Origin of the sequence: Salmonella sp. SA15303 (genome assembly GCF_029962125.1) — a bacterium.
GTDB lineage: Bacteria > Pseudomonadota > Gammaproteobacteria > Enterobacterales > Enterobacteriaceae > Salmonella > Salmonella enterica.
Window position 1 is genome coordinate 368,186 of the sequence record NZ_CP123924.1, and the last position, 23,505, is coordinate 391,690.

The following is a 23,505-nucleotide window of genomic DNA, read 5'->3' on the forward strand; positions in this document are numbered from 1 at the left end:
GATGGCGGCGTATACGCCTTATTCGGCCTACGGTGGGGCAGACAAGGCCCGACAGGCGCAAGCGCCATCGGGCATGGATGCGGGGAAAATCTTAGTAGTAGGAGTGCTCGCCGCGCTGGTGTTCGGTCAGATCGCGAACCCCTTTCAGTTCCGGGAATTCATTCAGCAACTGTTTCTCGATCCCTTCTTTCAGCGTGACGTCAACCATCGAGCAACCGTTACAACCGCCGCCAAACTGCAGAATTGCATAGCCTTCATCGGTAATTTCCATCAGCGAGACGCGACCGCCGTGGCCCGCCAACTGCGGGTTAATCTGCGATTGCAGAGCATATTCCACGCGCTCCATCAGCGGCGCGTCATCGGCCACTTTGCGCATCTTCGCGTTTGGCGCTTTCAATGTAAGTTGAGAACCTAGCTGGTCGGTCACGAAATCAATTTCCGCGTCTTCCAGATAGGGCGCGCTCAGCTCGTCGACATAAGCGGTCAACAGGTCAAATTTCAGTGCAGTATCGGTGGCTTCTACGGCGTCGGGCGGACAATAAGAAACGCCGCACTCTGCGTTAGGAGTGCCGGGATTAATGACAAATACGCGGATTTGCGTCCCTTCTTCCTGATTTGCCAGCAGTTTGGCAAAGTGCGCTTGTGCAGCATCGGAAATACGGATCATAGTAATGGCCTAATAGTTGACTATTTTAGTTGGTTATAATACGCCCATCATCGAGGCTCTACAAGGTTCGACACAGGCACCATACCTGGACAGTCGCTGCGCCGTTGCGCAAAAGCAGTTGCGCGATTTCCGCGACGGTACTTCCGGTAGTGACGACATCATCCACAATAACCATATGGAGACCCTGTACCGGCAATTCAAGGCGAAACGCGTTTTTCAAATTGCGTTTCCGTAACCTGGCGCTGAGATGATGTTGTGTTGCGGTCGCCCGTACCCGCGTGATGGTCTGGCTGTCCCACGCGCAGCCCAGCCAGTGCGCTAACGGTTGGCATAACAGATCGCTTTGGTTAAATCCCCGCCGCCAGTGTCGGCGCGACCAGAGCGGAACGCTGACGATTCTGTCGGGAAGCTGCAAGCCAGTGCTGCGGCGCGCCATGAGGACTTCCTGCAACAGTAGACGCGCCAGAGCGGCGGCAATTTCGTTACGGCGGGTAAATTTAAGCTGATGCACCAGTAAACTCAAGGGCGGCGTATAGTTACTGACGCTCACCAGACGCTGCCAGGGCGGCGGTTTTTGCAGGCAGCGACCGCAGGGGAGCGAAGGATGCCTGGCGGGTAATCCACATTGCGGACACACGCTGACGCGCTGGCGGACGGCGCGCGCGCATACGGAACAAATCCCCCAGTGGCTTAACGCCAGCGGCATTCGGCATAGCCAGCATAATCCCGGTACTGTTAGCATAGGTGCATCCTTGTTAGACAAAAGAGAACAGTAACTGATGAATGACATCTGGTGGCAGACCTACGGCGAGGGAAATTGTCATCTTGTGCTGCTGCACGGATGGGGATTGAACGCGGAGGTATGGCATTGCATTCGCGAGGAACTCGGCTCGCATTTTACGCTGCATCTGGTCGACTTGCCGGGCTATGGTCGCAGCTCGGGGTTTGGCGCCATGACGCTTGAAGAGATGACGGCGCAGGTAGCGAAAAACGCGCCGGACCAGGCTATCTGGCTTGGCTGGAGCCTGGGCGGCCTGGTGGCGAGTCAGATGGCGCTCACCCACCCTGAACGCGTCCAGGCGCTGGTGACTGTCGCCTCTTCGCCATGCTTTAGCGCGCGTGAGGGGTGGCCGGGAATAAAACCAGAAATCCTCGGCGGATTCCAGCAGCAGCTTAGCGACGATTTTCAGCGCACGGTGGAGCGTTTTCTGGCGCTGCAAACGTTAGGGACGGAGACGGCGCGTCAGGATGCCCGCACCTTAAAAAGCGTAGTGCTGGCGCAGCCTATGCCGGATGTAGAGGTGCTCAATGGCGGACTGGAAATCTTAAAAACGGTCGATCTACGAGAAGCGCTTAAAAATGTGAACATGCCGTTTTTGCGTTTGTATGGTTATCTGGACGGTCTGGTGCCGCGTAAAATCGCGCCTTTGCTCGATACGTTATGGCCGCACAGTACATCACAGATAATGGCGAAGGCGGCCCATGCGCCGTTTATCTCGCATCCGGCGGCGTTTTGTCAGGCGCTGATGACGCTAAAATCATCGCTGTAACCAGGGCGTTGCCGGGCCCGGACCATTCTGCAAGATTAATGACTTTCAGACGCCAGATCGGCAGGCGCCAGCCCGGTAACCCTAAGCACGGTATCGCGATCGAAACCATCGTTTAGCATGGAGCGGGCAATGCGCAATGCGGCGAGCCGTTGGCCTTCCTGCTTGCCTTGCTGTAACCCGTTACGATGTCCTTCCTGACGTAATCTGTCTGCGATAGTCATGATCTTCTCCTTATGCTGTGGGATACGCATAGCCACCTGGCGGATAAACGTATTGAAGCGCGCGGCGTCGCCAGTGTGCATCATGTAATTAAACAAACTTTGAAGCTGGGTGTCATTAGCGTATCCCTTAACCAGCAGGGCGACCAGCTGTTCGACAAGCCCCATCAGATCGCGCTGGCGGATGTGTTTTTGTATGAGTTCCAGCAGCGCGACCCGTCGGTGTCGCATAATCTCGTCGTCCGGCACGACCGTAATATCGACCAGAGGAAAGGCGGTGGCGTATAGCTTACGCGCCATCACCGGGTCGGCAAATTCATCCAGCCAGCATAATGAGAACGGATACGGGCTGCGGTTTCCGTGATAAAACAGCATTGGCACCACTAACGGCAACGTCTTATGCCCGGCCTCCAGGTGCCGTTGCATTGCAGCCATTGCGTAACGCATCAGCCGAAATGCCATATGCGCGTCCGGCGTACTCTGATGTTCAATAACCACGTAAATGTAACCTTCACCTTCACTTGTTTCCAGCGACCAAAGAATATCGGAATAATGGGGGCGTAAATCCTCTTCAATAAAGCTACCGGACTCCAGCCGTAACGTATTCAGATTACAGATTTGACGTAATGTCGTCGGGAGATGAATTTCCAAAAAATCCCGTGCAGTATCGGGGTGGCATAAAAACTGTTTGAATACCGCGTCATGCGGCGTGGATGTTGTTGAGGTCGCCATATCGATCCATCATCGGTGAAGTTCAATGGCGTGACACTACGCGCAGACCGGGCTGATTGCAGTAGAGGATTAGTGCGCTTGCGAGGCGCATGGGGAGACAAATGCGCACGGCGGTAACGCTTTCATCTTTGTGGAAGACATGACGCAAAATTGCCCGGCAGCGTGACGCGTACCAGGCAACATAACGCGGAATAAAGGCCGGATAGGACGCGTTACGTCGCTACCCGACGAAGGCTAACGCAAGGTCCACCATTCGCGCAGGCAGGCTTTACCTTCCGGACAACTTTTACAGCTGCCTGAAAGGCAGCCGTCCGGTTCTTCCGGGATACGTACCGCTTTACCCATGATCTCCAGTTGATTCAGCATGGCGTCGATCATGGGCTGCGGAGCGTGCAGCGTATGGCTGATCTGCGTTGCCTCCATACGCCCCCGTAGCGCCAGTAGATCGCGAACCTGTATCAATGAAGCCATTTTTTACATCCCTTAGTGACAATTGCCCGCAGTGCCCGAACAACAGGAACTTACGTTTTTGCGGGTTGCCAGCAGTTCAATGTCTACACGGCTGCGGGCGCGGCGTAACAGGCTTAACACCACAACGTTAAAGACGATCACTGCCAGAATACAGATCAGGCTGTACGTCGGGTGCTGACTGAAGCTGGTAACCTGGTAGAACAGCGTGGCGAGCGAATAGGCGATATTCAGCCCCCACAGGATGGAGAAGCCCATCCAGCCGCGGCTGGACTCGCGGGCGATAGCGCCCATTACCGAGATACACGGTACGTAAAGCAGGACGAAAATCAGGTAACTGTACGCCGCCGCGGCGCTGCCGAATTTTTGATCCATCACGCCCATCGCGCCGGTCGCCATTTCGCCGTCGCCTTTACTCGCTTCGATCGGGTTAGCCAGTACGCTCAGGCTAAAGGTGTCTTTCAGGCTTTGCCAGGTATCGTCAACCGCGCCCAGCAGTTCATCGCCGAGGTGAAAGTCAGCAGGATTAAACGCTTCGTCCTGAATATTTTCGGCGGTGTAGAGCGTGTTCAGCGTACCGACGACAACTTCTTTCGCCATGGCGCCTGTAAACAGACCCACGGTCGCTTGCCAGTTATCCTCATGGACGCCGATCGGTTTAAAGACTGGTGTGATGACCCGGCTTACAGAGGCGAGGGCGGAGTCATTAATGTTATCGACGATTTTGCCGCTCAGCGAGAAACTGTTAAACGCGCTCAGGAAAATACTCACGATGATAATGACTTTACCGGCGCGTAGTACAAAACCTTTCAGGCGTTGCCAGGTCTGGATGATCAGGCTCTTGATATGCGGTACGTGGTAAACCGGCAGCTCCATCACAAACGGAGAGGCTTCGCCGCGCATAATGGTATGTTTCAGCATCAGGCCGGTTAATACCGCCATGACAATACCCAGCACGTATAGCGAGAAGACCGCCAGCGCGCCGTTTTGCCCGAAGAAGGCGGCGGCAAAGACGGCGAAAATCGCCAGGCGCGCGCCACAGGACATAAACGGCGCCATCATGATGGTCATCAGGCGTTCGCGCGGAGCGTCAAGCGTGCGGGCGCCCATCACGGAAGGTACGTTACAGCCGAAGCCGACAATCAGCGGCACGAAGGATTTACCCGGTAGTCCCAGCGCCTGCATCAGGCGATCCATGACGAAGGCCGCGCGCGCCATATAACCGGAGTCTTCAAGGAAGGAGAGGAACAGGTACATCATCCCGATTTGCGGCACCAGCGGCAGGACGGTATTGATCCCGCCGCCAAGACCTTGCGCCAGGAAGATGGTTAACCAATCCGGGAAGTGCAGCGTGTAGCCAATCCATTGAATGCCATGAATAAAGATGGCGACGGAACCGGCATCAAACAGAGGTTGCAACGCGCCGCCGATGTTAATGGCGAGCAGGAACATCAGGTACATCACGAACAAAAAAATCGGTAAGCCGAGGAAGCGGTTCAGGATAATTTTATCGACCGCCCTGGTGAAGCGGCTGGGTTCGGCTGTCAGGGTATTGCTGACCACGTCGCAAATAGCGGCGATACACTGGTAACGGGCGTCGGCGATATGCAGCGCCGGGTCGTCCATTTCGTCCTTCAGACGGGCCAGGGAGGTGTCCAGGTTTTGCGCCGCCTCGCCTGCGTAAGCCCGGCTGTAGATATCGCCCTCCAGCATTTGCAGACCCAGCCAGCGGCGCTGTTGTAAAGGCATCTCCTGGGCCATCGCGTCGGCCAGGAAACCTGCTTCGCGCAGCAGCGGCTGGGCATAATGCACCAGTTCGACGTTGTCGTTAGCGTTGTGACGGTCAATGGCCAGTTTCAGCGCCTCGATACCGCGGCCGCGAGTCGATACCAGCGGTACGACAGGGCAACCCAGACGCGTGGACAGAGCGTCGACATCAATACGAACCTGCTGTTTTTCGGCGATATCCAGCATGTTGAGCGCGACAATACAGGGAATACCCAGCTCCAGCAGTTGCAGCGTCAAATAGAGGTTGCGCTCCAGATTGGAGGCGTCCACAACGTTTATCAACAGGTCGGCGTCGCCGCTCAGGATGTAGTGGCAGGCGATCTGTTCGTCGAGAGAGGTTTGTGACGAGATGGTCGTCAGAGAATAGGTGCCGGGTAAATCTACCAGCGTGACCTGGTGGTCAGTTGTCGCGAACTGGCCCTCTTTACGCTCGACGGTGACGCCCGCCCAGTTCCCCACGCGCTGACGCGCGCCGGTGAGTTGGTTAAATAAGGTGGTCTTGCCGGAATTAGGATTACCAATTAAACCAATGGTTAATTTTTTCATTTTTATAGACTCACTGTATTAACAGGAAACCGCTTCCACTTCTATTAACGCCAAATCCTTTTTACGCAAAACCAGACTCACGCGTCGTGTTTCGATATGGATCGGATCGCCTAAGGGCGCGACGCGGACGACATTAAATGAAGAGCCGGGCAACATGCCGAGCGAAAGCAGTTTTTGACGATACGCCGGGCTGATTTCACGCGCAAAGCCGGTGATTTTCCACGCAGTGTCAGGAGTGAATTGCATACGACCTACTTGTTTCTTACTAACTGGATGTATACCTCATGCGGCGCTCAGGGGGGCGGCAGGAGACCCGATGTTTAGCCAACGAAGGAAAGAGTAAATAATCAACAACACAATGATAATGAGAATGGTTTCTATCTTCAACGATTAAAATGTGACGGAATGTACAAATAAGCGATAATTTGCGCCGATGTTGATATGGCTCAACATTTATTTGTCTTTTTGCAAATACCTCTAATGTGCAAATATTCACCGTTTTTAATGTTTAATTAAGGTTTCATCTGTTAATAAAGTGATAATTAATAGTGCGGATAGCAGAAGGAAATTAATTAACAGATTCTAATGGGTAAGATTTAATTGTTAATTAAAAAAGAAAGGGTTGGACGTATTGCAAAATCGCAGGCCGGATAAGAAGTAACCCGGCCTGCGTATTACCCGATTAGCGTTTTTTTCCCATTGCGGCTGCCAGCGCGTCCATCATGGCGCTGTTACCGGCTGGCTGGGCGTCACGACCGCGCGGTTTCGCCGCTTTTGATGCCGGGCGGTTGCCCTGAGCGCGATCGGCGCCGCCGCCGCGGCGAGCGGCGGTTTCGCCGGGCTGTTCGTCCAGACGCATCGTCAGCGCAATACGCTTACGTTGCAGATCCACTTCCAGCACTTTCACCTTCACGATGTCGCCAGCTTTTACCACGGTGTGTGGATCGTCGACGAACTTAGTCGACAGGGAAGAGATGTGGACCAGGCCATCCTGATGAACGCCGATATCGACAAACGCGCCGAAGTTAGTGACGTTAGTGACCGCCCCTTCCAGAATCATCCCCGGCAGCAGGTCGTTCATGGTTTCGACGCCATCGGCGAATTGCGCGGTTTTAAATTCAGGACGCGGGTCGCGGCCCGGTTTTTCCAGCTCTTTGATGATATCGCTCACGGTCGGCACGCCGAATTTATCGTCGGTAAAATCAGCGGCCTTGAGGTGACGCAATTCGTTGCTGTTGCCCATCAGATCTTTTAGCGCTTGCTGCGTCGCCGCCAGAATGCGTTCGACAACCGGATAGGCTTCCGGGTGGACGGTGGAGGCATCCAGCGGGTTATCGCCGTGGTTAATACGCAGGAAGCCCGCGCACTGCTCAAACGCTTTCGGCCCCAGACGGCTCACCTTCAACAGTTGCTGGCGATTCTGGAACTGACCGTTCTCATCGCGCCAGGCGACGATGTTTTGCGCCATCATGCGCGTTAAGCCCGCGACGCGGGTCAGCAGCGGCACGGAGGCGGTATTCAAATCGACGCCGACGGCGTTTACGCAGTCTTCGACCACCGCATCCAGCTTACGCGCCAGCTGCGTCTGGCTGACATCGTGTTGATATTGGCCGACGCCGATGGATTTCGGATCGATTTTCACCAGTTCCGCCAGCGGATCCTGCAGACGACGGGCGATAGAGACTGCGCCGCGCAGGGAGACGTCGAGATCCGGAAACTCCTGCGCCGCCAGCTCAGAAGCGGAATACACGGACGCCCCCGCTTCGCTGACGATCACTTTCTGCGCCGTCACGTTCGGGAACTGTTTCTGTACGTCGAGATAGAAGCGTTCGGTTTCACGCGAGGCCGTACCGTTGCCAATCGCGACCAGTTCGACATGGTATTTTTCGCACAGCGCGGCGATCACGGTAGCCGCTTTGGCCGCCTGACCGGTATGCGGATAAATGGTATCCGTCGCCACCAGCTTGCCGGTGCCGTCAACGACAGCGACTTTTACGCCGGTACGCAGGCCAGGATCAAGGCCCATCGTGGCGCGCAGGCCTGCGGGGGCTGCCATCAGCAGGTCGTGCAGGTTACGGGCAAACACGTTAATCGCTTCATCTTCCGCACGTTCGCGCACGGTGCCCATCAGTTCGGTTTCGAGGTGCATTAAGACTTTGATACGCCACGTCCAGCTCACTACGCCTTTGCGCCAGCTATCCGCCGGGGCGTTATTCAGCCGCAGGCCGAGATGATCCATGATGATTTGCTCGCAGTAGCTTTCTTTTGGCGGCTCATCAAACTGTGGGTCGGCATTGAGCGAAAGTTGCAGAATGCCTTCGTTACGACCACGGAACATGGCCAGCGCACGGTGAGACGGGACGTTAGCAATGGGCTCATGATGGTCGAAATAGTCGCGGAATTTTGCCCCTTCTTCCTCTTTGCCGCTCACGACGGTGGCGACCAGATGGGCGTTCTTCCACAGGTAATCACGTACTTTCGCCAGCAATGCGGCGTCTTCGGCAAAGCGCTCCATCAGAATGTAGCGTGCGCCGTCGAGCGCGGCTTTGGTGTCCGCCACGCCTTTGTCGCCATCAATGTACTTTGCCGCTTCCACGTCAGGATCGTAGGACGGCTCGTTCCAGAGCAGATCGGCCAGCGGCTCAAGGCCGGCTTCAATGGCGATTTGTCCACGGGTGCGGCGTTTAGGTTTATAGGGCAGGTAGAGGTCTTCGAGCTCGGTCTTACTTAACGTAGCGTTGATGGCGCCAGCCAGCTCATCGGTCAGTTTGCCTTGTTCGGAAATGGACTTGAGGATGGCCTGACGCCTGTCTTCCAGCTCACGCAGATAGCCCAGACGCGTTTCCAGGTTACGCAACTGCGTGTCATCCAGACCGCCGGTGATTTCTTTACGATAACGTGCGATAAACGGCACGGTGTTCCCTTCGTCAAGCAGGCGAACGGCAGCTTCAACCTGCCCGGCATTTGCCTGGATTTCACCCGCAATAATGCGGCAGAAAGAATCATTCATCATGGGTTAGCTTCGTCTTCAGGATAAAAATCAGGGGATAGTTATACGGATTGGCTGGCAAAAATGCCAGCCATCAGCGGGGGCTTAGGATTCTTCTTGTCTTATTTGACGTATTCGATCGCATTGACGTACCAGTTTGCTTCGCCGACAGGGGTGCTGACCACCGCCAGATCGCCCACTTCTTTTTTCAGTAGCGCCCGCGCCATCGGCGAGTCGATAGAGATGTAATCCTTACGTCCGAAAATTTCATCGTAGCCGACAATGCGGAACTTCAGCGTATCGCCGTCATCATTTTCAATTTCCACCCAGGCGCCGAAGAAGACTTTGCCCTCCTGCTGCGGGGAATAATCCACGATTTTGAGATTTTCCATGCATTTGGTCAGATATCTGACGCGTCTGTCGATCTCACGCAGGCGCTTTTTATTATACTGATAGTCGGCATTCTCGCTGCGGTCGCCCAGACTCGCAGCCCAGGTCACTTTTTTGGTGACCTCCGGGCGCTCTTCACGCCAGAGATAATTGAGCTCTTGTTTGAGTGTTTCGTACCCTTCGCGGGTGATCAGGGGCGTTTTCATCTCGTTGATTTACCTTTGCTGTCGATATTGCGCACACGGGGTATAACGTGATCGTCCCGACAGAATAAATAATGGGGTTGCCGATTAATTGTATATTTAAGCTGCTGTTAAATATGCTTTGTAACAATTTAGCCTGAAATTCATACCAGAATTTGCTGGTGACTCACGTGAGCTTTTTTAAGAATACACACTTACATTTGTTGCGAACCTTTGGGAGTACAGACAATGCAAGAGAATTATAAGATTCTGGTGGTTGATGACGATATGCGTCTGCGGGCGCTACTGGAACGTTATCTGACCGAGCAGGGCTTCCAGGTTCGAAGCGTCGCTAACGCTGAGCAGATGGATCGTCTGCTGACCCGTGAATCTTTCCATCTCATGGTACTGGATTTAATGCTGCCAGGTGAAGATGGTCTGTCGATTTGTCGTCGCCTGCGTAGTCAAAGTAATCCAATGCCGATCATTATGGTCACGGCGAAGGGTGAAGAGGTTGACCGTATCGTCGGGCTGGAAATCGGCGCCGATGACTACATTCCTAAACCGTTTAACCCGCGCGAGCTGTTGGCGCGTATTCGCGCCGTGTTACGTCGTCAGGCAAACGAACTGCCCGGCGCGCCGTCGCAGGAAGAGGCCGTTATCGCGTTCGGTAAGTTTAAACTGAACCTCGGTACGCGCGAGATGTTCCGTGAAGATGAACCGATGCCGCTGACCAGCGGGGAGTTTGCGGTACTGAAAGCGTTAGTCAGCCATCCGCGCGAGCCGCTCTCTCGCGATAAGCTGATGAATCTGGCCCGTGGCCGCGAGTATTCCGCGATGGAACGCTCCATCGACGTCCAGATCTCCCGCCTGCGCCGTATGGTGGAAGAAGATCCGGCACATCCGCGTTATATTCAGACCGTCTGGGGCCTGGGCTACGTCTTTGTACCGGACGGTTCTAAAGCATGAGGCGAATGCGCTTCTCACCGCGAAGTTCATTTGCCCGCACGCTGTTGCTCATCGTCACCTTGCTGTTCGTCAGCCTGGTGACGACCTACCTGGTGGTGCTGAACTTCGCGATTTTGCCGAGCCTCCAGCAGTTTAATAAGGTTCTGGCTTACGAAGTCCGTATGCTGATGACCGATAAGCTGCAACTGGAGGACGGCACGCAGTTAGTCGTGCCGCCTGCGTTTCGCCGGGAAATCTATCGCGAGCTGGGGATCTCTCTCTACACCAACGAAGCCGCCGAAGAGGCCGGGTTGCGTTGGGCGCAACACTACGAATTCTTAAGCCACCAGATGGCGCAGCAATTAGGCGGCCCGACGGAAGTGCGCGTTGAGGTCAACAAAAGCTCGCCCGTCGTGTGGCTCAAAACCTGGCTGTCGCCCAATATCTGGGTGCGCGTGCCGCTGACCGAGATTCATCAGGGCGATTTTTCTCCGCTTTTCCGTTACACGCTGGCGATCATGCTCCTGGCGATAGGCGGCGCGTGGCTGTTTATTCGTATACAGAATCGACCGTTAGTGGATCTTGAACATGCCGCCTTGCAGGTAGGGAAGGGAATTATTCCGCCGCCGCTGCGTGAATATGGCGCCTCTGAAGTGCGCTCTGTGACCCGGGCGTTTAACCATATGGCAGCCGGCGTGAAGCAATTGGCCGATGACCGTACGCTATTGATGGCGGGCGTCAGCCACGACTTGCGCACGCCGTTGACCCGTATTCGTCTGGCGACGGAGATGATGGGCGAGGAAGACGGTTATCTCGCGGAGTCGATCAATAAAGACATCGAAGAGTGTAACGCCATTATCGAACAGTTTATTGACTATCTGCGTACCGGTCAGGAAATGCCAATGGAGATGGCGGATCTCAATTCCGTGCTGGGCGAGGTGATTGCGGCGGAAAGCGGCTATGAGCGTGAGATTAACACTGCGCTTCAGGCAGGCAGCATCCAGGTGAAAATGCACCCGCTCTCGATTAAGCGCGCGGTGGCGAATATGGTGGTCAATGCTGCCCGCTATGGCAACGGCTGGATTAAGGTCAGCAGCGGCACCGAGTCGCATCGCGCCTGGTTTCAGGTAGAAGATGACGGGCCGGGCATTAAGCCGGAGCAGCGTAAACATCTGTTCCAGCCTTTTGTGCGTGGCGACAGCGCCCGTAGCACCAGCGGCACAGGGCTGGGGCTGGCGATTGTGCAGCGCATTATCGATAACCATAACGGGATGCTGGAGATTGGCACCAGCGAGCGTGGCGGATTGTCGATTCGCGCCTGGCTACCGGTTCCTGTGGCTCGCGTCCAGGGGACGACAAAAGAGGCATAAGAAAGGGAGGTATTACCCTCCCTTTCTTCTCAACGCCGGATGACGCCGTTCAAAGCCGCCATCCGGCCTGTTCCTTACAGCTTCGGTCCGGCGCTAACCAGCGCTTCGCCTGCCGGGGTATCCGTATACTTCTCGAAGTTCTCAATGAACAGTTTCGCCAGCGCGGTGGCTTTTTCCTGCCATTGTTCCGGCGACGCGTAGGTGTTACGCGGGTCGAGAATGTGGGTATCCACGCCTGGCAGTTCAGTCGGGATCGCCAGATCGAACAGCGGCAGACGGAAGGTTTCCGCGTTATCAAGAGAACCGTTCAGAATGGCGTCGATAATTGCGCGCGTATCTTTGATGGAGATACGTTTGCCGGTGCCATTCCAGCCGGTGTTAACCAGATAAGCCTGCGCGCCTGCTGCCTGCATACGTTTCACCAGCACCTCAGCATACTGCGTTGGGTGCAGCGTCAGGAACGCGGCGCCGAAGCAGGCGGAGAAGGTGGGGGTCGGTTCGGTGACGCCGCGTTCGGTGCCGGCCAGTTTAGCGGTGAAACCTGACAGGAAGTGGTACTGCGTCTGGTTAGCGGTTAAACGGGAAACCGGCGGCAACACGCCGAAGGCGTCCGCCGTCAGGAAGATAACCTTGGTGGCGTGACCTGCTTTGGACACGGGCTTAACGATGTTATCGATATGATAGATCGGGTAAGAGACGCGGGTGTTTTCGGTTTTGGAACCATCGTCGAAATCAACGGTGCCGTCTTCGCGCACGGTGACGTTTTCCAGCAGCGCATCACGGCGAATCGCATGATAAATTTCTGGCTCCGCTTCTTTCGACAGTTTGATGGTTTTGGCGTAGCAGCCGCCTTCAAAATTGAACACGCCGTCGTCATCCCAACCGTGCTCATCATCGCCAATCAGACGACGTTTCGGGTCGGTGGAGAGAGTGGTTTTTCCGGTACCGGAAAGGCCGAAGAAGACCGCGACATCGCCTTTTTCACCCACGTTGGCGGAACAGTGCATTGAGGCGATACCTTTGAGCGGCAGCAGGTAGTTCATTACCGAGAACATCCCTTTTTTCATTTCGCCGCCGTACCAGGTGCCGCCAATAAGCTGAATACGTTCAGTCAGGTTGAACGCCACGAAGTTTTCCGAGTTCAGCCCTTGCTCTTTCCACTGCGGGTTGGTGCACTTCGCGCCGTTCATGACAATAAAGTCAGGTTTGAAGCCTACCAGCTCTTCGTCCGTTGGGCGAATGAACATATTTTTAACGAAGTGGGCCTGCCAGGCGACTTCCGTAATAAAGCGCACGGAAAGACGCGTATCGGCATTTGCGCCGCAGAACGCATCAACAATGAATAAGCGTTTACCAGAAAGCTGATGCGTCACCAGACCTTTCAGGTGTTGCCAGGTTTCCTGGGAAAGCGGCTTATTATCGTTTTTACCTTTACCCTTATCGGACCACCACAGCGTATCACGCGTGGTGTCGTCGCGAACAATATACTTATCCTTAGGCGAACGACCGGTAAAAATACCGGTATCAACGGCAACAGCGCCCAGGTTAGTTAACACGCCACGCTCATAGCCTTCCAGACCAGGATTAAGTTCTTCCTGATAAAGGGTGTCGTAGCTGGGATTGTAAACGATATCCTGGACGTCGTTGATACCATAAGCCTTGAGATCTTGCGGGGTTAAATTGTTAACGCGCATATCACTGCTCCTTAGCCAATATATATTACCGAAAATAGTAAGGTTTTTTGAGGTTGGTTAACCGCGACAAGGCTCATAGATTTACGTATCTGGACAAAATCACGATTGACGAAAAACACTGTGACTCCTGTCACGCAGCGGCGGTTATTATGGCAGGAAACCTACTTTTGTTGTGGAAAATGTTCTGAAAACGTTAAAAGGAAGTGTTTTTGACCGACATAATGTGACTGTAATCGCATTCATGTAAGAAAGTTACGTAACACCAACATTAACAATATCGATTCACCTCTCTGCGTTTTTTTCTGAATTATGCATGACGACGCCTGGCGGTGAACAGATGGTGCAATAATGCGGCTTTCTCATCATTCTGGATAACGACATGGAAAGTGTAGCGCTTTCACATACTACTCGCTGGGGGATGTTGCTCACCGGTTTGCTGCAGGGCGTCTTGTGCTACCTGCTGATGGCCTGGCTGGTACCACAAAATAGCGACTGGCTGTTCTATGGTATGCCTGCGACGATAGCGTTGTCGTCAATGCTATTGCTTACCGTGGTCTCTTTTAAACAGCGCGCGCTGTGGGGCTGGCTGGGGCTGATCTTTGTGGTCGTGCTGGCAATGAGCGGCTGGCTGAAATGGCAGGTTGAGACGGTGGAGAAATGGCGCCTGGCCGAGCTCCTCTGGCTGTATGGTCTCCGGCTTGTGTTGATGGCGATGCTGGTCTTACCCTGGATGCAATATCAGTTACATTCGCAAACCGGTTCGGCGCGTTATCCCCAGTTTTATCTGCGGTTATGGCATAACGTACTGACATTGTTTATCGTCCTGGTCGCTAACGGACTGTTCTGGCTGGTGCTTCTGCTCTGGAGCGCGCTATTCAGGCTGGTGGGCATCCGCTTTTTCAGCACCCTTTTCTTTGAAACTGAAGCCTTTATTTATGTGACCATCGGCCTGATTACGGCGCTGGCGGTCATTCTCGCCCGCACGCAGTCGCGCCTTGTGGCGGCGGTGCAAAAGCTGCTGACGCTGATCGCGACGGGTTTACTGCCAGTGGTGTCGCTGCTGGCATTGCTGTTTATTGTGACGTTACCCTTTACCGGACTGGAGGCGATTTCTGCGCGTGTTTCCGCTGCGGGGCTGCTATCCACGCTGACGCTGATGCTGCTGCTCCTCGTGGCGATTGTCAACGAACCGCAAAAGCGCGTATTACCCTATCCGCGCGTACTACGCGGCATGATTAGCGCCTCGCTGTGCGTTGCCCCGATATATATGCTGCTGGCGGGCTGGGCGTTATGGGTACGCATTCAGCAATACGGTTGGACGCCGGATCGTCTGTATGGTGCGCTGACGGTGTCTGTCTTGCTGGTATGGTCCTTCGGTTATCTGATCGGTCTGTTACGCCGCGGACGCGACCCTGGTGAGTGGCAAGGCAAGGTGATACTGAGCGTCTCTTTGTTGACGCTGGTGATATTGCTGTTGCTGGCCTCGCCTGTACTTGATGTCTGGCGTATTAGCGTCAACAGCCATATGGCGCGTTACCATAGTGGTAAAATTACTGCGGATCAGATCAGCCTGTATATGCTGGATCACAGCGGCAAACCTGGCCAGGAAGCGCTGAAATCGTTGCGGGATGACGAGGCGTTTACGCAGAACAGAAAGCGCAATCGTGAACTGATGACGTTTTTGCAGAGAAATAAGGTCTCTCCGACGGCGGACGATTTAGCGCGGGTGGTGATGATTGCGCCCGGTAGCCAGAAGCCGGATGCCGCATTTTGGGCGTTTGTCAAAGAGCAGAGTTATTCGGACGATTCCTGCCTTGAACCGGATGCCTGCGTGCTGGTGAGTCAGGATCTTAACGGCGACGGTCAGCCTGAGCAGGTGCTGTATAACTTTATTGTTGCCGAGAGCCAGGTCTACGGCTTAAAAGAGGGGAAATGGACGCAGAAAGCGTTCGCCCGACTGCCGGACGGGTTTTCTAAGACGCAACTGTTGCACGCGATTGCCGGGCATCGGTTAGACTCAGCCCCCAAAGCCTGGCGCGATATCATTGTTGATGGTCAGCGGTTGGATGTGGATTACTACAACGAGTAAGCTTTTTGCCGGATGGCGGCATAAATGCCTTATCCGGCCTACGGAGCGGGATGCTGTAGGCCAGATAAGCGAGCGCCATCAGGCAATGATGTTGTCGACTGAAAGGCGATTAATGAACCTGTGGATCGGCAGGAGAGGCGTTGTTACGGATCTCCGCGATATCCATCGCATTGAACAGGTAATGATTGCCGCAGTAATCGCAGTGCATATCGATTTCGCCTTCTTCCGCCAGAATGCTGTCCACTTCTTCATCCGGCAATGTTTTCAGCGCGCCCGCGCAACGTTCGCGTGAACAGGTGCATTTGAATTCAACATTTTGCGGATCGTAGAGCGTGACTTCTTCTTCGTGATACAAACGCCACAGCACGTCATTTGCCGGTAACGTCAGCAGCTCTTCGCTTTTAATGGTTTCCGTCAACATAGCCAGATGGTCGAAATCCTCCGCCTGCGCGTTCTGTGCCGGCATCACCTGAAGCAACATTCCACCTGCCGCCGGTTTACCGTCGACATCGCCGGTACGGATAAACAGGCGCGTCGGCAACTGCTCGGAGCGCAGGAAGTAATCTTCCAGGCACGCCGCCAGAGTATCGCCTTCCAGACCCACCACGCCCTGATAGCGTTCACCCTCTTCCGGCGTAATGGTGATCACCAGATAGCCGTTGCCAACCAGCGTTTTGAGATCCGCATTGTCAGGGATATCGCCCTGAACGCGAGCTACGCCGCGCATCTGCTGCTGATTATTGCCATTGATCACCGCCAGGCTTAACGGCCCGTCGCCCTGGAGCTGTACCGTAATGTCACCAGCAAACTTCAGCGTCGCGGTCAGTAGGCTAGTGGCGACCAGCAGTTCGGCCAGTACGGTTTTCACCGGCTGCGGATAGTTATGATTGTCGAGGATCTGTTGCAAGGTTTCCGAAACGGTTACCAGCTCGCCGCGAACGGCAAAGTTTTCAAACAGATAACGATGTAATTGGTCATGTTGCGGCATAATCATCTCTCTTGCGGGTGACAGTTATTCGCTGTCGCCGTGTTTAAATCGTAACAGGTCGCGGCGCTCTTTCTTGTCCGGTCGCCTGTCCGGATGCGGCATGGTCAGGGCGTTAAGCTTGCGCGCCTGCGCCATTTTTTCGCGTTTTTCCACGCTTTCCGCCGTCTCTTCATACAGAGCGACGGCTTCGCTGGCCGGACGGCGCTGTTCGGTGATGGCTTTAACGATCACCGTCCGTTCGTCATTTCCCTGACGCAGGGTAAGGGTTGCGTTCAGCTCGACGATTTTGCTCGGCTTACTGCGCTGGCCGTTGTAATGCACCTTACCGCCTTCAATCATCTCGCGGGCCATCGCGCGGGTTTTATAAAAACGCGCGGCCCACAGCCATTTATCCAGTCTGACCTCAACGGAGGACTTTTCTTTCATGGCGTCTCCTTCACATCAGCGAGGGGATCAGACGGCGGTAGTCGTTCAGGGACGGATGGCGCGTATAGTGCTTTTCCGCCAGGCCGGAATCAGGATTCGTCACGCCAAGACAGTAGCGAATACCAAACCGGGCGGCGGCGTCGAGAATCGGTTCGCTGTCATCGATAAACAGCGTTTTCTCTGCGCTTATTCCCGTTTCCTCAGTGACAGCGCGCCATAACCGCTGATCCTCTTTGGGATAACCAAATGTGTGGGTGGAAAGTAATAAATCAAGGTGTGAGGCCAGACCGGTATGCTCCAGCTTCACCGCCAGGTTATGTGGATGCGCATTGGTGAGCAGAATCCGACGTTTTCCGCTGGCTTTTAACGCATTCAGAAACGGTACGGTATCGTCGCGCAAAACGGCGCGCGGCCCTTGCGCCGTCGTCATGGCGCAAATATCCAGACCCAGACGCTCGCTCCAGTAATCCAGACAGTACCAGTTTAGCGTATGCTGTACGGCATGATACTGCTGGCGAATATATTCCTGCGCGTCCTGCGGCGAAATACCCTGCTGCGCGCCGTAGGTTTCCGGTACCAGCTTTTGCCAGAAATAGTTATCGAACGCGAGATCGAGCAGCGTGCCGTCCATATCCAGCAAAACGGTATCCACGTTTTGCCAGTCAATATCAATATGCATGGGGAACTCCAGGGTAACGCAATTTGCGCGACAGGGTAGCATACCCTGTCGCACGGCGGCGCTATCAGATGAGATTTTCCGGAGAGACGGTTAACCTGGGATTGAGGCAGCTTTCATAGTATTCCTGGATGTCCGCCATACGGGTACGGTGGCGTTGATAACGCCTGAACGCCTGAATGCCGTTGTAGACCGCGCTCACTATCATTGCCAGCATCAGCAGCGTGGTGCCGAGGTAACGCCACCAGCCGGATTTATCGGGGATACGATGCAGGCTGATATGCTGCGTGCCGTTGGCATCGGTATACACGCTGGTGACAATGCCCTCGGCGCTAAATGGCGTCTGCATGAGCGTTTGCGCCAGACGCTGGAAGGCGCTCCACTGTTCCTGCGCGGGATAGTCATACAGCGGCGTTGACGGCCAGGTCTGATCAACCAGTTCGCTGCCTTCATCGCTGGCGATCAGGAATCCGCCGGGAGCGGGGCTATTCAGCGACTGGGCGGCACGCGCGGTCTCGCGAGAAATAAACGGCGCCGTTGAGGTCGTGACCAGATTTTCCAGCGACTCTGCGCTTACGGGGCGTAGCAGCACGTTGACGCCGTCCAGTTTGCCGGCGTTCGCGCGTTTCACCAGCGCGTTCCAGTCCTTACTGTTACCGAGATTAACCAGCGCATTTTTCAGGCGCACGCACTCGTCTTCCGCCGCGCACAAATCAGCGGTTTTCAGAACAATATCGCCAAAGTCATCTAATAATACCATGCCCGATTTTTGGATCGCGGAGCGTAAAGATGCGCTTACACGCGAGTCGTCTTCGGGTTTTGGATGGAGCTGACGATTTACCGCCTGGCTTAGCGCCATCGCTTTATTCACCAGGTCTGATTCCGGCAGCGGTAGCGCAGGCGCGTCATTCCAGATGATTTGCGAGCAATCGAATGGCATAAACGGTGAGTTAGACTGGCCGCTCCAGGTCGCGCCGGAATGAATATTACACATTCCTTTACCGCTCAGGTGCAGCGTATCGCCCACCCGCACGCCAGCTTTTTCAAGCTGTTTTACCGTTGTCGCTTCAATGGTTTGCGCGCCTTTCATCCACGATAGCGTGAACTTGATTGGCATATCCAGCGGGATCCAGAACAGCAGCATAAACAACACCAGCAGCGAACCGATAGCAATAACAGTGCTGCGTAACCAGTGCTGCAACGGGAAGTTTTTCACTTCATCATGCAGGGATAAAAAACGGCCCTGGCGGGCGACATGGCGATCAAGGTAAATATCAATATCCGTTTGTTGCCCAAGATCCTGCGTAATGTAAGGTTGCCAGTGGGCAGGGTAAATAAGGTCGATGATGCCCAGCGAAATATTGTTAATCTGCTCCTGATTATTCTCCCCAAACAGTCCCCAGCGGCGGGGCGTTCCCCGCAGACAGTGAATTTCCCGCAGCGCGCTTTTCGACGGCGGCGCAAAAAGCCCCCAAAGTCCGGCTGCCAGCAGCAGGATAGCGCCGCCTATCATCCACGGTACAAAAACGTCTGGCGTTATCAGACAGAAAAAGAATAACAAAAAGGAGGCGACGATTAACAACGCTTCGCGCAAGCCAGCCGGGCGGCTGAGCGCATATTCTTCGTGGGTCTCCTGACGGATATTCAACAGCTCAATCTGCTCGCTCTCTTCGCCGCGAATCGACGCCTGCGTAGAGGCCGTATTCTGTAGCGCGTAGCCACGCGACTCCTGCATATACTCTTGCAGCGTATGGCCGTTTAAAGAGATCACCAGCGGCAGCGTATCCGTGAGGATCAGCTCAACGTTGTTTTCATCATTGATGTACTGTTCCCAGAAAGGCGGCAGATGGACTTCGACGGAGTCGAGGTAGTAGCGCCATTTATTAGGATCGTCAGTGGTAATGCCGTAGCGGGTGATGGAGTGGGTCAGTATCACGACACTGTTGCTTTCCGCGTTCAGCGTCAGTGAGATGGGCGCAGCACTGGCGCCTGTCGGCCCCGGAACTTGCTGGATCTGGCTAAGGTTATCGAGATAGTTTTCTACCGCGCTGCGCTCTTCGGGCAACAGTTTACGCGTTTGCGCGTCCTGAAAGGCGCTGATCCACGGTAAGCTCCCTCGTCTGGACTTTACCCGGAACCGCCATATTGCCAGTAGAGAGCAGGCCAGCAAAGCAGCTATAAAAATCAGAATGGTGCTCATGCTTTCCCCATCTTACTAAGTCTGTCAGGCGTGGTCAGTCGCACCCTGTCCAATAAACATTTTTCTGTGGTTGGCTATCGGCAAGCGTGGAGTTGAACTTGAGCATTGTAAAGCGCATCCCAGTGAAGGCAAATCATAGCAATACCACCAAAAACGGAATATCAGCAAATTCCTGGAGTTATTTCAACCTATTGACTTTTAATTTGAAATAAGAATTAATTTTTATTACGTTACATAAATGTAAATAAACGGCAATTCGCATTGCCGAAACCGTGCGGTATGTCGCACAATGACCACAGATTACACTGCAAAGATTCTCACAATGAGCAAATCATTACAAAAACCCACCATTCTGAAAGTGGAAACCGTCGCACAATCCCGACTGTTTAACGTAGAAAGCGTGGATCTGGAGTTCAGCAACGGCGTGCGTCGCGTGTATGAACGTATGCGACCATCAACCCGTGAGGCGGTAATGATTGTGCCGATCGTTGATGAGCATCTGATTCTTATTCGTGAGTATGCGGTGGGAACCGAATCCTATGAGCTGGGCTTCTCGAAAGGATTGATCGACCCGGGTGAGACCGTTTTTGAAGCGGCGAACCGGGAGCTCAAAGAAGAGGTCGGGTTTGGCGCGCATAACCTGACCTTCTTAAAAAAACTCAGCATGGCGCCCTCTTATTTTTCCAGCAAAATGAATATCGTGGTGGCGGAAGATCTCTATCCGGAGTCGCTGGAAGGCGACGAGCCTGAGCCATTGCCGCAGGTTCGCTGGCCGCTGGCGCATTTAATGGATCTGCTGGAAGACCCCGATTTTAACGAGGCCCGCAACGTCAGCGCGCTGTTTCTGGTACGCGAGTGGTTGAAAGCGCAGGGCCGAATTGCCTGATGGCGCGGCGTTGATCAAGCCAACGGAAAGTTTGTCTCCCCGTTCGCCGTCATCCGCTAAACACAATAAAAAAGGCGCCGGAGCGCCTTTTTTGATCAGAACAGTTCGTGTGTTTCACCATTATCAATAATGGTAGTTCCCACCTCGTGTACCGCCTGTTGTGTCGGCTGCGTGCCTTCGATGAAATACTCTTCACGGCTGTTACCGCCGCTCGCCAGTTGTCCGGTACTGCGGTCGATATTCACCGTGACGATGCCCGGCGGCGGCGTTAGCGGCTGTTCCGGCACGCCTTCCAGCACGGCTTTCATATAGGCGTCCCATGCAGGTTGCGCGCTCTTCGCGCCGCCCTCATAGCCGGAGATTTGATCTTTGATCGCGCCGGAAGCGGTGGTGCGGCCTAAATCACGGCGGTGATCGTCAAAGCCGATCCATACGGAAGTGACGACGCCAGGACCATAGCCAGAGAACCATGCGTCTTTCGAGCTGTTGGTCGTACCGGTTTTGCCGCCGATATCGCGACGTTTAAGGTCGCGCGCCGCACGCCAGCCGGTACCCATCCAGCCGGGTTCGCCGAAGATATTGGTGTTCAGCGCGCTTTTGATCAGAAACGCCAGCGGCGTATTGATCACATGCGGCGCGTACTCCTGCGTGCCGTTTTGCGCGACCAGCGACTGGTTTGCCTGTTCCAGCTCAGGCATCGGTACGGCGCTGTTTTGCTGCTCTTGCGAAACCGCGACCTCTTCCACATTGGTGTTTTCCAGCACGTCGGATTTCTGCGTATTGCCGTAAATGACCGGGATATCGCACTCCGGGCAGGCGATTTTCGGTTTCGCTTCGAAGATCACGCCGCCCTGATCGTTCTCAATCTTGCTGATGAAATACGGGTCGATCAGGAAACCGCCGTTCGCCATCACCGCATAACCGCGCGCAACCTGCATCGGCGTGAAGGAGGCGGAGCCCAGCGCCAGCGATTCGGTATGCACGATATTCTGCGCCGGGAAGCCGAAGCGTTGCAGATACTCCGCCGCATAGTCGACGCCCATGGCGCGCATGGCGCGTACCATCACCACGTTTTTCGACTGCCCCAGCCCCTGGCGTAAACGAATCGGTCCGGCGTACTGCGGCGGGGAGTTTTTCGGACGCCAGTCTGAACCTGCCCCGGCGTCCCAGCGGGAAATCGGCACATCGTTGAGCATACTGGCGAGCGTCAGCCCTTTATCCATTGCGGCGGTGTAGAGGAACGGTTTGATGTTCGACCCCACCTGACGCAAAGCTTGCGTCGCGCGGTTAAATTTACTCTGATTAAAATCGAAACCGCCGACCAGCGCCAGTACCGCGCCTGTTTGCGGGTTAAGCGAAACCAGCGCGGAGTTCACTTCCGGTACCTGCGCCAGCCACCAGTCGTTATCCACCTGACGAACCCAGATTTGCTGACCTGTCTGGACGACATCGGTAACTTTACGCGGCGTCGGCCCCTGCTGTGTATCCGAGCGGTAAGGTCGCGCCCAACGCATTCCTTCCATATGTAGCGAAACGGACGTACCGTCGGCAAGCGCAGCGGTCGCCTCTTGCGGATTAGCGCTGGTGACCACGGCGGGAAGCAGCGGTCCGTAGGTCGGCAACGCTTTCAACGTATCGGTAATTTTTTTACTGTCCCACGCTGTTTCGCCCACTTTCCATAGCACATTCGCCGGGCCGCGATAACCGTGGCGCATGTCATAGTCCAGCACGTTATTACGCACCGCCTGTTGCGCGGCCTGCTGCACTTTGCGGGTGATGGTCGTGTAAATACGATAACCATCTTCGTAGGCGCTTTCGCCATAACGGTTATACATTTCCTGGCGCACCATTTCCGACAGATAAGGCGCGGAGAAGGCGATTTCCGGCGCGTGATAATTTGCGTCGATAGGTTCGCTACGTGCCTGATCGTACTGCGCCTGAGTGATATATCCCTCGCTTAACATTCGCGAAAGCACTACGTTACGGCGCGCTATCGCCCGATCCATCGAGTAGAGCGGGTTAAAGGTAGAAGGCGCTTTCGGTAGCCCGGCGATAACCGCCATTTCGCTTAGACTAAGCTGGTCGACCGTCTTACCAAAGTAGACCTGTGCCGCCGCGCCAACGCCATAGGCGCGGTAGCCGAGATAGATCTTGTTCAGATAGAGTTCGAGGATCTCATTTTTATTCAGCAACTGCTCAATACGAATCGCCAGAAACGCTTCCTTGATCTTGCGCATCAGCGTGCGTTCGGGGCTAAGGAAGAAGTTTCGCGCCAGTTGCTGGGTAATGGTACTTGCTCCCTGCGATGCGTGACCGGAGAAGAGCGCGACGCTGGCCGCACGGAAAATACCTACCGGGTCAATGCCGTGATGCTCATAAAAGCGGCTATCTTCGGTGGCGATAAAGGCGTTGATCATTTCCGGCGGAATTTGATCGAGCGTAACGGGAATACGACGTTTTTCGCCATATTGCGCGATAAGTTCGCCATCCGCGCTGTAAACCTGCATCGGAATTTGCAAACGCACATCTTTCAATGTCGCGACGTCAGGTAGCTGTGGCTCAATATAGCGATAAAGGCCATAAATCGAGCCTGCTCCCAGCAGGATGCAACATACTGCAAGGATCAATAAATACTTTACGAACTTCACTGGAGATTTCCCATTTAGTGTCATTTGGGCAGTTTATAAACAAACGCGCG

Annotated in this window: 19 protein-coding genes; 5 read left to right on the forward strand and 14 right to left on the reverse strand. The window is 54.6% G+C overall.

Translation table 11 applies throughout. The features are described 5' to 3' along the window. Positions 1-91: 91 nt before the first annotated feature. On the reverse strand, positions 92-667 hold the full coding sequence (gene nfuA / locus QEN31_RS01660; protein ID WP_000619387.1) for a Fe-S biogenesis protein NfuA: 576 nt from the start codon (positions 665-667) through the stop codon (positions 92-94). 58 nt (positions 668-725) lie between these two features. After that, entirely contained in the window at positions 726-1,409 is a 684-nt protein-coding gene (gntX, locus tag QEN31_RS01665; protein WP_000958742.1) for a DNA utilization protein GntX, read from the reverse strand. A gap of 37 nt (positions 1,410-1,446) precedes the next feature. Here gntX and bioH point away from each other — a divergent pair, with 37 nt between their 5' ends. Next, positions 1,447-2,217, forward strand: a complete 771-nt coding sequence (gene bioH, locus QEN31_RS01670; RefSeq protein WP_000998145.1) for a pimeloyl-ACP methyl ester esterase BioH — start codon at positions 1,447-1,449, stop codon at positions 2,215-2,217. Between the two features lie 35 nt (positions 2,218-2,252). Here bioH and QEN31_RS01675 read toward each other — a convergent pair whose 3' ends face one another. The 6 genes from QEN31_RS01675 to greB all read right to left on the reverse strand — a co-directional run bounded on the left by QEN31_RS01675 (position 2,253) and on the right by greB (position 9,554). Beyond that, positions 2,253-3,167, reverse strand: coding sequence for an Rpn family recombination-promoting nuclease/putative transposase (locus tag QEN31_RS01675; RefSeq protein WP_000235955.1), 915 nt, complete (start codon positions 3,165-3,167; stop codon positions 2,253-2,255). A 234-nt stretch (positions 3,168-3,401) separates the two neighbouring features. Beyond that, positions 3,402-3,638 carry a [Fe-S]-dependent transcriptional repressor FeoC gene (gene feoC / locus QEN31_RS01680; protein ID WP_000157590.1) on the reverse strand — a complete coding sequence of 79 codons (237 nt, stop codon included), beginning with the start codon at positions 3,636-3,638 and terminating at the stop codon, positions 3,402-3,404. 12 nt (positions 3,639-3,650) lie between these two features. Continuing rightward, positions 3,651-5,969, reverse strand: coding sequence for a Fe(2+) transporter permease subunit FeoB (gene feoB, locus QEN31_RS01685; RefSeq protein ID WP_000736983.1), 2,319 nt, complete (start codon positions 5,967-5,969; stop codon positions 3,651-3,653). 18 nt (positions 5,970-5,987) lie between these two features. Beyond that, positions 5,988-6,215 carry a ferrous iron transporter A gene (feoA, locus tag QEN31_RS01690; RefSeq protein ID WP_001160955.1) on the reverse strand — a complete coding sequence of 76 codons (228 nt, stop codon included), beginning with the start codon at positions 6,213-6,215 and terminating at the stop codon, positions 5,988-5,990. 436 nt (positions 6,216-6,651) lie between these two features. Next, positions 6,652-8,982 (reverse strand): Tex family protein, encoded by a 2,331-nt coding sequence (locus QEN31_RS01695; protein WP_099949598.1) that lies wholly within the window; start codon positions 8,980-8,982, stop codon positions 6,652-6,654. A 98-nt stretch (positions 8,983-9,080) separates the two neighbouring features. Further along, positions 9,081-9,554, reverse strand: a complete 474-nt coding sequence (gene greB / locus QEN31_RS01700) for a transcription elongation factor GreB (protein WP_064239724.1) — start codon at positions 9,552-9,554, stop codon at positions 9,081-9,083. A gap of 225 nt (positions 9,555-9,779) precedes the next feature. Between greB and ompR the strand changes: the two genes are divergently transcribed. Both ompR and envZ read left to right on the forward strand, forming a co-directional pair. After that, the gene (gene ompR / locus QEN31_RS01705) at positions 9,780-10,499 is read left to right on the forward strand and encodes an osmolarity response regulator transcription factor OmpR (RefSeq protein ID WP_001157751.1); all 720 of its coding nucleotides are present in this window, start codon (positions 9,780-9,782) and stop codon (positions 10,497-10,499) included. Next, complete coding sequence (envZ, locus tag QEN31_RS01710; protein WP_001253818.1) at positions 10,496-11,848, forward strand: two-component system sensor histidine kinase EnvZ; 1,353 nt, start codon at positions 10,496-10,498, stop codon at positions 11,846-11,848. Before ompR ends, envZ begins: the two co-directional genes overlap by 4 nt. A gap of 74 nt (positions 11,849-11,922) precedes the next feature. Here the strand turns inward: envZ and pckA are convergent, their stop codons facing one another. Continuing rightward, positions 11,923-13,542 carry a phosphoenolpyruvate carboxykinase (ATP) gene (gene pckA, locus QEN31_RS01715; protein ID WP_001265689.1) on the reverse strand — a complete coding sequence of 540 codons (1,620 nt, stop codon included), beginning with the start codon at positions 13,540-13,542 and terminating at the stop codon, positions 11,923-11,925. A gap of 379 nt (positions 13,543-13,921) precedes the next feature. Between pckA and QEN31_RS01720 the strand changes: the two genes are divergently transcribed. Continuing rightward, on the forward strand, positions 13,922-15,631 hold the full coding sequence (locus tag QEN31_RS01720) for a DUF4153 domain-containing protein (protein WP_000446437.1): 1,710 nt from the start codon (positions 13,922-13,924) through the stop codon (positions 15,629-15,631). A 109-nt stretch (positions 15,632-15,740) separates the two neighbouring features. Here QEN31_RS01720 and hslO read toward each other — a convergent pair whose 3' ends face one another. From hslO to igaA, 4 genes are all read right to left on the reverse strand, one after another. After that, positions 15,741-16,619 carry an Hsp33 family molecular chaperone HslO gene (gene hslO / locus QEN31_RS01725; protein ID WP_001669339.1) on the reverse strand — a complete coding sequence of 293 codons (879 nt, stop codon included), beginning with the start codon at positions 16,617-16,619 and terminating at the stop codon, positions 15,741-15,743. Positions 16,620-16,643: 24 nt separating this feature from the next. After that, the gene (hslR, locus tag QEN31_RS01730; protein WP_000660723.1) at positions 16,644-17,045 is read right to left on the reverse strand and encodes a ribosome-associated heat shock protein Hsp15; all 402 of its coding nucleotides are present in this window, start codon (positions 17,043-17,045) and stop codon (positions 16,644-16,646) included. A 10-nt stretch (positions 17,046-17,055) separates the two neighbouring features. Beyond that, positions 17,056-17,724, reverse strand: a complete 669-nt coding sequence (gene yrfG / locus QEN31_RS01735; RefSeq protein WP_001520508.1) for a GMP/IMP nucleotidase — start codon at positions 17,722-17,724, stop codon at positions 17,056-17,058. 64 nt (positions 17,725-17,788) lie between these two features. Continuing rightward, a complete protein-coding gene (igaA, locus tag QEN31_RS01740) occupies positions 17,789-19,921 on the reverse strand; it encodes an intracellular growth attenuator protein IgaA (protein ID WP_000104094.1) in 2,133 nt (710 codons plus the stop codon). Between the two features lie 322 nt (positions 19,922-20,243). On the opposite strand from igaA, the gene nudE reads away from it, so the two are divergent. Then, entirely contained in the window at positions 20,244-20,807 is a 564-nt protein-coding gene (nudE, locus tag QEN31_RS01745) for an ADP compounds hydrolase NudE (RefSeq protein ID WP_000045725.1), read from the forward strand. Positions 20,808-20,902: 95 nt separating this feature from the next. Here the strand turns inward: nudE and mrcA are convergent, their stop codons facing one another. Next, positions 20,903-23,455 (reverse strand): peptidoglycan glycosyltransferase/peptidoglycan DD-transpeptidase MrcA, encoded by a 2,553-nt coding sequence (mrcA, locus tag QEN31_RS01750; protein WP_174221831.1) that lies wholly within the window; start codon positions 23,453-23,455, stop codon positions 20,903-20,905. Positions 23,456-23,505: the final 50 nt, after the last annotated feature.

Excerpts from the sequence above, each read along its gene's own strand:
- feoC (WP_000157590.1), bottom strand. The coding sequence starts at position 3,638 with ATGGCTTCATTGATACAGGTTCGCGATCTACTGGCGCTACGGGGGCGT.
- nfuA (WP_000619387.1), bottom strand. The coding sequence starts at position 667 with ATGATCCGTATTTCCGATGCTGCACAAGCGCACTTTGCCAAACTGCTG.
- QEN31_RS01720 (WP_000446437.1), top strand. The coding sequence starts at position 13,922 with ATGGAAAGTGTAGCGCTTTCACATACTACTCGCTGGGGGATGTTGCTC.
- envZ (WP_001253818.1), top strand. The coding sequence starts at position 10,496 with ATGAGGCGAATGCGCTTCTCACCGCGAAGTTCATTTGCCCGCACGCTG.
- greB (WP_064239724.1), bottom strand. The coding sequence starts at position 9,554 with ATGAAAACGCCCCTGATCACCCGCGAAGGGTACGAAACACTCAAACAA.
- feoA (WP_001160955.1), bottom strand. The coding sequence starts at position 6,215 with ATGCAATTCACTCCTGACACTGCGTGGAAAATCACCGGCTTTGCGCGT.
- gntX (WP_000958742.1), bottom strand. The coding sequence starts at position 1,409 with ATGCTAACAGTACCGGGATTATGCTGGCTATGCCGAATGCCGCTGGCG.
- igaA (WP_000104094.1), bottom strand. The coding sequence starts at position 19,921 with ATGAGCACCATTCTGATTTTTATAGCTGCTTTGCTGGCCTGCTCTCTA.
- QEN31_RS01675 (WP_000235955.1), bottom strand. The coding sequence starts at position 3,167 with ATGGCGACCTCAACAACATCCACGCCGCATGACGCGGTATTCAAACAG.
- feoB (WP_000736983.1), bottom strand. The coding sequence starts at position 5,969 with ATGAAAAAATTAACCATTGGTTTAATTGGTAATCCTAATTCCGGCAAG.
- nudE (WP_000045725.1), top strand. The coding sequence starts at position 20,244 with ATGAGCAAATCATTACAAAAACCCACCATTCTGAAAGTGGAAACCGTC.
- yrfG (WP_001520508.1), bottom strand. The coding sequence starts at position 17,724 with ATGCATATTGATATTGACTGGCAAAACGTGGATACCGTTTTGCTGGAT.
- bioH (WP_000998145.1), top strand. The coding sequence starts at position 1,447 with ATGAATGACATCTGGTGGCAGACCTACGGCGAGGGAAATTGTCATCTT.
- pckA (WP_001265689.1), bottom strand. The coding sequence starts at position 13,542 with ATGCGCGTTAACAATTTAACCCCGCAAGATCTCAAGGCTTATGGTATC.
- hslR (WP_000660723.1), bottom strand. The coding sequence starts at position 17,045 with ATGAAAGAAAAGTCCTCCGTTGAGGTCAGACTGGATAAATGGCTGTGG.
- ompR (WP_001157751.1), top strand. The coding sequence starts at position 9,780 with ATGCAAGAGAATTATAAGATTCTGGTGGTTGATGACGATATGCGTCTG.
- QEN31_RS01695 (WP_099949598.1), bottom strand. The coding sequence starts at position 8,982 with ATGATGAATGATTCTTTCTGCCGCATTATTGCGGGTGAAATCCAGGCA.
- hslO (WP_001669339.1), bottom strand. The coding sequence starts at position 16,619 with ATGCCGCAACATGACCAATTACATCGTTATCTGTTTGAAAACTTTGCC.